Genomic DNA, 11,041 nt, shown 5'->3' with positions numbered 1-11,041 from the left:
GTGTGTACAGCCCGGGTGTGTCACCGAGTCCGGCCGCCCCATCCTTTCCGGACGCCGCTGCCGTCCTCCCGACCGAATTCCGCATCGTTTCCCCATGTGCTCGCGGGCGGAGGGAATCAGCTGCGCACTTCGGCACGATTCCGGAATCAGCTGCGCACTTCGGCACGAATCCGGGCCGCTGGATCGTGCCAGATCGCTCAGTTGATAGGGGGATGCGGTCAGAGGCGGCCCGGCCCGGTGGGTCTTCGCATTCCTCGTGCGCGCGTGAGCCGGGCCGTGCATCGAGATCGCGATTCCCTGTGGTGGGCCCGTTGAGATCGCGATCGTCTGCATGTTTTCGCGGAAATTCCACCACCGATCGCGACCTCGACAGCGGCAACCGCACCCGATTGCGACCTGAGATGGTCGAAGCGGCTTCGCGCGATCGACACCGCTGCCGTGGGTGACGGTCGGGCCGGCGCGTACCTCGTCGGAACCACGGGGTTGAGGCGGTTCGAGGGGCAACTTCCGGCGTGCCAGTACGTACATCACGACGGGGTTGATTTCGAGGATCTCGCACTGAACATGCTCACAGGGCATGTTCGGAGGGGCTTTGCCCTACGGGTTACTGGGCAAGCGGGCCATCCTGTACACACATTCTGGCCTTTACCCCCGGCCGGTCGTCACAACGATGTCCTCACAACGATTCGGGCCGCAGCGGCACGTCGATGATCGCCTCGGTCCCGCCTCCGGCGCGGGGGCGCCACTGGATCGAACCGGCGAGGTCGCTCGTGATGAGCGTCGTGACGATCTGGGTGCCGAGGCCGTTCCCAGGTCCGTCCCCGTCGCCGAGGCCCACTCCGTCGTCCGCGACGACGACGCGCAGGCGGTCGCCCTCCCGCTGCGGGGTCACCCACACGGTCCCCACGAGGGTCTCCCCCGAAGCCGCCTGCTCGGGGGTGAGCGGGAATCCGTGCTCGATCGCATTGGTGACGAGTTCGGTGAGGGCGAGAGCGAGGGAGGTCGCGTCCGCCGAGGACACCTGTCCGAAACTCGCGGTCCGTTTGAGCGACACGTGCACCTGCGGCGACGAGAGCTCCGGGGTGAGCCTCAGACCCTTGTCGACGATCTCGTCGAAGTCGACCTCGCTCTCGACACCCTGGCTCAGCGTGTCGTGGACGATCGCGATGATCGACACCCGACGCATCGCCTCCTGCAGGGCCTCCTTCGCCTCCGGGCTCTCCATCCGCCGGGTCTGCAGGCGCAGGAGCGCCGAGACCGTCTGGAGGTTGTTCTTCACCCGGTGGTGCATCTCCCGGATCATCGCGTCGCGGCTCAGCAGTTCACGTTCGCGACGACGGATCTCCGAGACGTCACGGGCGAGGATGAGCGCCCCCGTCCGATTGCCCGCACGCACGAGCGGGATCGCCCGCAGGGACACCGCCACCCGACCGGACTCGACCTCGGCCCTCCACGGAGCGCGACCGGTGAGCACGAGCGGCAGCGATTCGTCGACCGGGCGCAACTGTTCGACGAGCGCGGACACGACCTCGGCGAGGTACCGTCCCTCGATCTCCCCGTCGTGCCCGAGCCGGTGGAGCACCGACACCCCGTTGGGCGAGGCGTAACGCACCCGTCCCTCCCGGTTGAGGACGATGAGCCCGTCCCCGACCCGGGGTTCGCCGCGTCGAGCGCCCGACGGCGCCTCGAGATCGGGGAACGCGCCCTCGGCGATCATGGACAGGAGCATCGAGGCACACGAGCGGTAATAGCGCTCGAGGCGCGAGGAACCGGAGCGGCGGCTCTCCTCGGTGTGCCGGGTGAGGAGCGCGACGACGCGGCCGCGCCGGATCACCGGAACCACCTCGGCGCCCGAGAGCGGCGTCGTCGTCTCCGGGACGATGACGATCGTGCGTTCCGTCCACGCCCTGACGAGGAACTCCCGTTCCTCCGTGTTCGCGACGGTGCCGACCTCGTCGTTCGGGTAGACCGTCGTCCCCGTGGTCGGTCGGCAGTGGGCGATGACCCGGAAGTCACGCTCCGGCGTGCCCTCCCCGTCACCGTCCGGTCCGCCGGCCCCGTCACCGGTGCCGGCGACCGGCACCCAGAGGACGAGGTCGGCGAAGGAAAGGTCTGCGATGAGCTGCCAGTCACCGACGAGGACGTGCAGCCATTCGACGTCGTCCTCGTCGACGATCCCCTCGGCCGCGAGGAGGTCCGAGAGCAGGCTCATGCGGTGCCACCGGACTGTGCGACGCCGCTGCGCCGAGCGGTCTGCCGGACGACGCCGCGGATCATCCGCAGGAGCACCGAGAGCGGCGCCTGGTCGACGACGTCGAGGCCGGTGACCTCGTCGAGCGTCGCGAGGACCGAGCGCAGCGCGATGTCGTGACGGGCCCGCCACTGGGCGATGCGTTCGTCCGCCCGTGCCTGGGCGGTGTCCTTCTCGCTCTCGGTCGAGGACGCGACCGCCCGCACCATCGAGTAGACGCCCTGGTAGAAGTCGTCGCGCAGGGCCCCCCGGGCGAGTGCGCTCCACCGTGTCCGGCGGTCGAGCGCTCCGATGAGGCCGAGCAGACGGTGTCCCGACAGCAGATCGGTCACGCCGAAGTAGATCTCCGCGACGTCCTCGGCGGGCTCGCCGGACTCCGTGGCCACCTGCGCGATGTCGAGCACCGCGAACTCGTCGAGCAGCCCGGCCGCGCGGAACGCGAGGTCCTGCGGCACGCCTGCCCGGACGTACTCGTGGGCGGTGTCCTCGAGGGCCGTCCGGTCCTCCCCCCGCGTGAGGCGACCGATGCTGCCGCGGAGCGCCTCGGCGGTGGGACGGTACTGCGCGACGACGTCCGGGACGTCCATTCCGGTCGGGATCTGACCGACGAGCCAGCGGGAGGCCCGGTCGAGGAGGCGCACCCAGTTGTGGCCGAGGCGCACCTGGACCTCGGTCGGCACCCGGTTGTCGAGTGCACAGATCTCCGCGAAGTGCTCGCCGAGGTCGAAGATCCGCGACACCGCGACGAAGGTGCGTGCGATGTCCGGGATCGCCGCGTTCGTCTCCTCCTGCATGCGGAACAGGTAGGTGAGCCCACCGCGGTCGACGATCCGGTTCACGAGGACGACCGAGGCGATCTCGCGCCGCAGCGGGTGCTTCGTGAAGTGCTCGGAGTACGGCGCGAGGCTGTCCGGGAAGTACTCGGTGAGCAATTCCTGGACCCACGGCTCGTCCGGGAGGTCCGAGGCGAGTATCCGGTCGACGGCGTCCATCTTCGTGTACGCGAGGAGCACCGCGAGCTCCGGCGAGGTGAATCCCTGGCCCGCCTCGGCCCGCCGGTCGAGTTCCTTGTCCGTCGGCAGGAACTCGACGACCCGGTCGAGGTCCGCGTTCCGTTCGAGGTACTTCATGAGACGGCGGTGGGTGTTCGTCATCGACCGTGCACGGTCGCGTGCCTCGCCGAGCGCGATGTTCTGCGTGTAGTTGTTCTGCAGGACGAGATCACCGACCTCGTCGGTCATCGACAGGAGGACCTTTTCCCTGTCCTCGAGTGCGAAGATGCCCTCCCGGATGAGCGTCCGCAGGAGCAGTTTGATGTTGACCTCGTGATCGGAGCAGTCGACGCCCGCGGAGTTGTCGACGGCGTCCGTGTTGAGCTTGACGCCCGCGAGGGCCGCCTCGATACGCCCGAGCTGGGTGGCACCGAGGTTGCCGCCCTCCCCGATGACCTTCGCCCGGACCTGGCCGCCGTTGATCCGGATCGCGTCGTTCGCCTTGTCACCGACGGCCGCATTGCTCTCCGACTCGGCCTTGAGGTACGTGCCGATACCGCCGTTGAACAGCAGGTCGACGGGGGCCTGGAGGATCGCCGTCATGAGTTCGCTCGGGGTCCGCGGGCCCGGCCGGATGCCGAGAACGGCGGCCGCCCGTTCGCTCACGTCGATCGATTTCTCGGACCGCGAGAACACCCCGCCGCCGGCGGAGATGAGGGAGGTGTCGTAGTCCTGCCAGCTCGACCGCGGCAGCTCGAAGAGCCGCCTGCGTTCGGCGAAGGAGACCGCCGGGTCGGGATCCGGATCGAGGAAGATGTCCCGGTGGTCGAACGCGGCGACGAGCCGGATGTGCTCGCTGCGGAGCATGCCGTTGCCGAACACGTCACCGCTCATGTCACCGATCGCCACGACAGTGAAGTCCTCGGAGGCCGTGTTCACGCCGAGTTCCCGGAAGTGCCGTTCGACGGATTTCCAGGCACCGCGAGAGGTGATGCCCATGGCCTTGTGGTCGTACCCGACCGAACCGCCGGAGGCGAAGGCGTCGTCGAGCCAGAATCCGCGCGTGCGCGCGATCGCGTTCGCGACGTCGGAGAAGCGTGCGGTGCCCTTGTCCGCGGCGACGACGAGGTACGGGTCGACGGCGTCGTGCACGACGGTGCGCGGGGGATGGACGACGGAGTCGTCGGCCGTCCGGTTGTCGGTGACGTCGAGGAGCGCGTTGATGAACAGCTCGTACGCGGCCTGACCGGCCGCTGCCCACGCCTCGCGGTCGACCGCGGGATCGGGCAACCGCTTCGGGTAGAAGCCGCCCTTCGCCCCCGTCGGCACGATGACGGCGTTCTTCACCATCTGGGCCTTCACGAGACCGAGCACCTCGGTGCGGAAGTCCTCGCGGCGATCCGACCAGCGCAGGCCGCCGCGGGCGACGGAACCGAAGCGGAGGTGGACGCCCTCGACCTCGGGCGAGTACACCCACATCTCGAAGGCCGGCCGGGGTTTCGGCAGGAAGTCGAGCTCGCCCGGCAGGATCTTGAACACCATGGCGTGCGGCAGGGAACCGTCCGTCGGCTGGAAGACATTCGTCCGGACGATCGCGTCGATGAGTGCGAGCACCGAGCGCAGGACCCGGTCGGCGTCGAGGCTCTCGACCTCCTGCAACTCCTCGAGGATGCGATCGCGCAGCGCGTCGACCGCGGCGGCACGATCGACGTCGGCCGGGAGGTCCGGGTCGAACTTCGTCCGGAAGAGCTCCACGAGTTCGGCAGAGATCGTCGGATGGAGGGTGAAGACCTGCCCCATGTACTGGTTCGACAGGGAGAAGTTCGCCTGGCTCAGATAATGGAGGAACGCGCGGAGGACCGCGATGTCCCTCCACGACAGGCCCTCGACGATGAGGCGGTCCATGCCACCGGCCTCCCGCTTTCCGGTCCAGGCGGCGATGAACGCGTCCTCGAGGCGGCGGAAGTCGGATTCGTCGACGGGTGCCGGGAAATCGAGTCCGAAGTCGTAGATGTAGCGGTGGGTGCCGTCGGCGAGGTCGAGCGCATAGGGGCGTTCGTCGAGGATCTTCGCCCCGAGGTAGGACAGGTACGGGAGGATGTCCGACAGCAGCGCCGGTTCCATCCGGTAGAAGGCCAGACGCAGATCGGTGTTGTCGGCCGCGTGCGGGCGGTAGACGCGGACGATCGGTTCCGCATCCGAGGAGAGGGACTCGAACCGCGCGATGTCCGCGACGGCCTCGGCCGCCGAGTGGTTCTCGACGTAGCCGGGCGGGAACGCACGCGACCAGCGGCGGACCCGGTCGAAGGCGTCGGCCGTGACCTTGTCGTCGGACGGTGCGAGGATCTCCGCGACGTCCTCCTGCCAGGAGCGAAGTGCGCCCTTGATCCGGGCGATCACCGCGTTCACGTCGGGGCTCGGGAGGAGCTCGTCGCGCGGGACCCGGGCCACGAAGTGGAGGCGGGCGAGGGCGGAATCGGTGAGCAGGACGTCGAAGTCGACGCTCTCGGCCCGGTAGACCTCCCGGAGGACGTTCTCCACGCGGACCCGGGAGTTCGTGTCGTAGAGGTCGCGGGGGACATAGACCTGGACGGACACGTACCGCTCGTAGGGGTCGCGGCGGACGAAGACGCTCGCCTCGCGCTTCTCCTGGAACTCGACGACCTGGAGCGCGACGTCGAGGATCTCCTCGGTGTCCGCGTGGAACAGGTCGTCACGCGGGTAGGTCTCGAGGATCGAGAGGAGTTCGTTGCCCGAGTGCGAATCACGGGCGAGGCCGGACCGGCGGAGGATCGTCTTCACCTTCGTCTTCACGACCGGGATGTCGAGCACCGAGGAGGTGTACATCCGGGAGGTGTAGAGGCCGACGAAGCGCCGTTCGCCGACGATGTTGCCCTCGGCGTCGAAGGTCTTCACCCCGACGTAGTCCATGAAGCCGCGGCGGATGAGGCTCGACCGGGAGTTCGCCTTCGTGAGGACGAGGACGTGCGGTTCGAGGGTCTTCGAGGCCACGGCCTGGGACAGCGGCGTCACCGTCGTCCCGCGCAGCCCGGAGATACCGAGTGCCGACTGTTCGACGGGCACGAGGGTCTGTCCCTCGGTCGTCCGTTCGAGGCGGTACTCGCGATATCCCATGAAGGCGAACCGGCCCTCGAGCCAGTCGAGCAGGTCGGCGGCCTCCCGGGCCTCGGCGGCGAGTTCGGTGCGGGGCGCCTTCGCCCGCAGTTCGGCGGCGATCGAGCGGGCACGATCGATCATCGCCTCACGGTCGTGTTCGGCGGCGGCGACGAACTCGAGCGTGTGGCGCAGACCGGCTTCGAGAGCGGGGAACTCGCTCGTGGGGACCCGATCGACCTCGAGGTGGATCCAGGACTCGAGGGAGACGTGCGCGTGCGGGTCGACCGCCGAGAGCTGCTGGGCGGAGATCACCGGGAGCGCGGCGGTCTCGGTGCCGCCGCGGGCGTCCTCGGTCGGCACGATGTGCATCCCGTCCCCGCTCCGGTCCACGACCATGATCGGGTGGCGGACGCTCCGGATCGCGAGCCCCGTCCGGCTGAGTTCGGACACGAGAGAACTGAGAAGGTACCGCATGTCGGTGACGACGATGTCGATGACGGTCCGGTTGCCGGCGTGGTCGTCGTCGTCCGCCGCAGGGTTGCGGATCTCGATGAGGGCGTCGCCGCCGGTGTACCGGGCGGCGAGTGCGGTGTGGCGGATCGTCTGGGCGGCGAGGACCTGCGGCCCGTGCACCGCGAGTTCCGATTCGTCCACGCGGGGGAAGTACGCGTCGAGCAGATTCTCCGGTGGGTTCTCCCCCGTTGCCTCCACCCATGCCTGTGCGAGCGCGGTCTTGTTGACCTCGGCCACGATTGTCACCTCTGGTAGTCGGTTCCGATGTGTGCGGTGCAGCAGCTCGTGCGGTGTGGTGCGGTACCCGAGTTGCCGGGGATCGCCGTCGATCCCCTCCGGTGACAAGCCTATGCCCCGGCTCCTGTTCGCGGCATTCCCCCGGAGGGTGTGAGTCCGCACACGTCATTCCTCTCCGGGGTCGACCGCACCGTGAAAGACTCGTCCCATGAAGACGATCGAACTGCGCCGTCGCTACGACGTGGGCCTGCACTCGCTCATGACCCGAATCGGGGACCCCGCACGCTGGACCGACGACACCACGGACACTGCGGCGGCTCCCGCCGAGGTCGAGGTCTCCCGGCCCGTCGCGGACGGACTCGGGCTCGTGGTGCGCGCTCCGCTCGCCGGGGACGCACTCCCGGACACCGTGAAGAGGTTCCTCCCGGCCGGGGCATCACTCGTGCAATCGGTGTCCGCCGCGCCCTTCTCCCCCACCGACGACACGGCCACCGTGCGGATCGAGGCGGAGGTGCCCGGCGCACCCGCACAGGTCTCGATCGTGCTCGAGCTCACGGCGCAGGGGACGGCCACGGCCGCCCGTGCGATCACCCGGATCTCCTCCGACGTCCCTCTTTTCGGATCGATGGTGGAATCCGCACTCGAGCCCACCATCGAGCGCATCCTCGTGGACCGCCTCGAGCGCTTCGCCGCGCCGGACGCCTGAGCACGACCGGGGGGGCAGTCCGTTCCCGGCATCGCGACGCTCCGGCGCGCACGCGGCCGAAGGACGAGGACGTCCGGGGCGACGCGCCGTCAGTTCTGCGCGTGCAGCTCGCGGACGGTCTCCAGCTCCGTGGCGTCGAACCACAGGAGGGCCTCGGCCGCGAGGACGTCGGCGGCGGTCGCCGGATCCTCCGGCAGGCCGTCCGTCACCGCGGGGTCGTCGACGTGGAAGCTCACGACCTCCGCTGCCGTGAGCGCGAACGGCCCGACGGCCTCGACGCCGTCGACGAGCGCGGTCGCCGCGAGGTCACCGGGTGCGTCGCAGGCGACGACGCAACGGGGACTGCGCGCCTGGGCCGCCGGTCCGGCGATGCTGCCGGCGGCGACGTCGAGCGCGAACCACTCGGCTTCCTCGAGCGCCTCACCCGTGAGAGCGCGGGCGTTCCGGTCGGGCCCGAAACCCGTGACCTCCCGGGTGCCCGTGAGGACCTCGTCGAGATCGCGGTGCAGGACGGGGACGTAAACGCGGAGGGACTTCGCTCGTGTCATGCGCCCATTGTCCCCCAGGGACGCGGGGACACTCGTGGCGGCACCCGCCCACCCGACGCTCATCCTCCCCGCACGGCGGCCCGCAGGCGGGAGCGAACCCGACCGGATTCCCGGCGACCACGCCTCCCGCGCCGGGGCGCCCCGTCGCTCCCCGCCTCCACCGGCACCTCGGGCAGTCCGAGGGCGAGGTCCCGGATCGCTCCGGCGACCGCGGAACGCGGCGCGTGTTCGACAACCGTCCGGCCGAGGAGAACGGCCTCGTCGACGAGCGCCCGGTCGTCGGGCACGCACACGAGGTGGGGCACGTGCACGAACCGGGCGAGCGTCGCCCGGATACGCCTTTCGGGTTCCGACCCGACGGCCGAGGCCCGCACCCGATTCATCACGACCGTGACACGGTCCCCGAGATCACGGACACGCTCGGTCTCGAGCAGCCGCACGAGTCTCTGCAACCCGAGGGGTGTCGCCTCGGCGACGAGGAGGACCCGGCCCGCCCGGTCGAGCACCGCCCGGGTCGCTCCGTGACGGTCGTAGTGCGGGTCCGCGAGCGGATCGTCCGGGTCGATCCGGTCCGCGACGTCGACGACGACGAACCGCGCCCAGTCCGCCATCCCGTCGAGCACCTCGCCGAGGACGGCCGGGCGCACCTCCGGCCACCGTTCCGCACGCCCGAGCCCCGTGACGACGTCGAGGTCGGGAGCGATCCGGAGCGCGGAGTTCACGAGCGCACCCGGCCCCAGGGTCCCTGCCGCCGCGGCCCGGCACAGGGACGCGATCCGCGGCGATTCGTCGAGGAGTCCGAGCAGCGACGCCTGGGAAGCGGCCACCGTGTCCGCGTCGACGAGGACCGTGTGTCCGGCTTCCCGTGACAGCACATGCGCGAGGGCTCCGGCCAGCACGCTCCGCCCGGGCGCCGAGCCCGTCCCCCACACCGCGATGACCGGGGCCGGCGCCCGATCGACCGTGCCGGGCGCCGCGTCGGCGCCCTCCCCCGCATGCGCGCCCCCGGCTGTGGTCGATCCGTCCCGCGTCTCCACGGAGGAGGACGGCCCGGAATCCGGCGCAGCGCCGGGAGGAGCGACGGTGGCCACCCGATGGACCGCCTCGGCGAGGGCGGTGTCACCGGCCCACGGCGACACGACCTCCTCGACGCCCCAGGTACGGAACCCGGACCGGTCGTCGCCGAACCCGAGAAGGCGGACCCCGGAGGTGTGCAGCCGCGCCACGACCTCGGCGTCGATCCCGGGGAACCACCGGCCGACGAGGACGACGTCTCCGATTCCCGCGGAGGCGAGGGCGAGCAGTTCGATCTCGTCGGCGGGCCGACGCACGACCTCGATCCCCGGAGCGGCGCCGAGCGATGCAGTGACTGCGGTCTCGAACTCGACGTCGACCGCGACGACGACGCCGATCATCGCAGGACCGCCGCGACCGTGATGTGGTGTTCGGCGGCGATCGCCTCCATCACCGGGCCGAGGCGGTCCTCCGGGACGAAGACCTCGACCCGGGATCCGCCGCCGGCGGTGAACCCGCCCGTGTCGCGCTCGGCGGCGAGGACGTCGACGCCGGAGAGGATCTCCCGTGGGTCGACGTCATCGGCGCGCGGGTCCGTCGCCCACACGTCGATCCGGGCTCCGGGCACGACCGACTCCGGCACTGCCCCACCGACCTCGAGGGCGACGAGGCGGCCGGCGAGGTGCTCGGCGGAGCCGAGGGCCGCGGCCGGCACGAGTTCCTCGGGCCCGACCGGCACGAGCACCGTGCTGCCCTCGGGAACGGGACTCGAGGCCGCGAGGTACGCGGACGAGTCCTCCGGCAGCCCGACCTCCGTCGAGACGAGGTCGCCGGGGCCGATGACGTCGCCCGGGACGAGCGGACGCGCCGCGACCCACACCGCAACCTCGGAGCGTGACCGGTCGACGATCACCCACGTCCCCACGACCGAGAGGACGACGAGGACGATTCCGATGAGCAGGCGTGGATCGCGCCACCGGGGCATGCGCAGACGGTCGGCGGGACGCGGTTCGGGGGCCTGGGATTTCTGCAGCACGGTTTCTCCTCGACGTGCACGGCGCCGCCGAGACGAACATCACAGGAGGATGCCAGCCGATCAAACGAACGCAAGTGGTAGCATTGAGCAGCAAAATACCCGACGAGTGCACCAATCGTCGAGATCACCACGCAGATCGTGGCGTCCCACGAGACTCACCCGGAAGGACTCCCATGGTCGTCGAACCCCGCTTCCTACCGCTCATCGACGTCGCCGAGATCCTCAACGTCTCGGTCGCACAGGCCCGCGCACTTGTCCGGTCCGGCGAGCTCCGCGCCATCAAGGTCGGCGGACGCGGCCAGTGGCGGGTCGAGAAGTCCGAACTCGAGGACTACATCCAGCGGATGTACTCACAGACCCGCTCCGAGGTCGAGGCGGGCAACGCGGACATCTGACCGCTCCTTCCTCCCGACACCCGCCCCGGCGGCCCGTCACGGGCGTCCGGGGCTTCCGCTTTCCCCACGCGCCTCCACCCGCGCTCCTCTCACGGGTGAATGCTCAAAATGTGTGTACAGCCCGGGCGTGTCACCGAGTCCGGCCACCCCGGCGTTACCGACTTACGTGGCGGTCCTCTCGACGGATGTGCGCGTCGTTCCCTCATGTGGTCGTCGGTGGAGGGAATCAGCT

7 protein-coding genes are annotated in these 11,041 nt (G+C 70.0%); 2 read left to right on the top strand and 5 right to left on the bottom strand.

Going from position 1 to position 11,041, the window contains the following annotated elements:
- Positions 1-676: 676 nt before the first annotated feature.
- Positions 677-2,212, bottom strand: a complete 1,536-nt coding sequence (locus tag ABD172_RS03815) for a sensor histidine kinase (protein WP_344307109.1) — start codon at positions 2,210-2,212, stop codon at positions 677-679.
- Complete coding sequence (locus ABD172_RS03810) at positions 2,209-7,110, bottom strand: NAD-glutamate dehydrogenase (RefSeq protein WP_344307107.1); 4,902 nt, start codon at positions 7,108-7,110, stop codon at positions 2,209-2,211. The genes ABD172_RS03815 and ABD172_RS03810 overlap by 4 nt, the downstream gene beginning before the upstream one ends.
- A gap of 208 nt (positions 7,111-7,318) precedes the next feature.
- Here ABD172_RS03810 and ABD172_RS03805 point away from each other — a divergent pair, with 208 nt between their 5' ends.
- Positions 7,319-7,816 carry a DUF2505 domain-containing protein gene (locus tag ABD172_RS03805; RefSeq protein WP_344307106.1) on the top strand — a complete coding sequence of 166 codons (498 nt, stop codon included), beginning with the start codon at positions 7,319-7,321 and terminating at the stop codon, positions 7,814-7,816.
- A gap of 89 nt (positions 7,817-7,905) precedes the next feature.
- On the opposite strand, the gene ABD172_RS03800 is transcribed toward ABD172_RS03805, so the two are convergent.
- From ABD172_RS03800 to ABD172_RS03790, 3 genes are read right to left on the bottom strand one after another with little or no spacing between them, the layout of a single operon-like run.
- Entirely contained in the window at positions 7,906-8,364 is a 459-nt protein-coding gene (locus ABD172_RS03800; protein ID WP_344307104.1) for a DUF6912 family protein, read from the bottom strand.
- Between the two features lie 59 nt (positions 8,365-8,423).
- A complete protein-coding gene (locus ABD172_RS03795; protein WP_344307102.1) occupies positions 8,424-9,779 on the bottom strand; it encodes a CpaE/TadZ family protein in 1,356 nt (451 codons plus the stop codon).
- On the bottom strand, positions 9,776-10,414 hold the full coding sequence (locus ABD172_RS03790) for a CpaB family protein (protein WP_344307100.1): 639 nt from the start codon (positions 10,412-10,414) through the stop codon (positions 9,776-9,778). Before ABD172_RS03790 ends, ABD172_RS03795 begins: the two co-directional genes overlap by 4 nt.
- A 173-nt stretch (positions 10,415-10,587) precedes the next feature.
- On the opposite strand from ABD172_RS03790, the gene ABD172_RS03785 reads away from it, so the two are divergent.
- Positions 10,588-10,809, top strand: a complete 222-nt coding sequence (locus tag ABD172_RS03785; RefSeq protein ID WP_344307098.1) for a helix-turn-helix domain-containing protein — start codon at positions 10,588-10,590, stop codon at positions 10,807-10,809.
- The last annotated feature ends 232 nt before the right edge of the window (positions 10,810-11,041 follow it).

The sequence above is a fragment of the Brevibacterium samyangense genome, assembly GCF_039529845.1.
Taxonomy (GTDB): Bacteria; Actinomycetota; Actinomycetes; order Actinomycetales; family Brevibacteriaceae; genus Brevibacterium; species Brevibacterium samyangense.
Note: the sequence above shows the minus strand (reverse complement) of the source record. Positions and strands in the feature narration are given on the sequence as shown.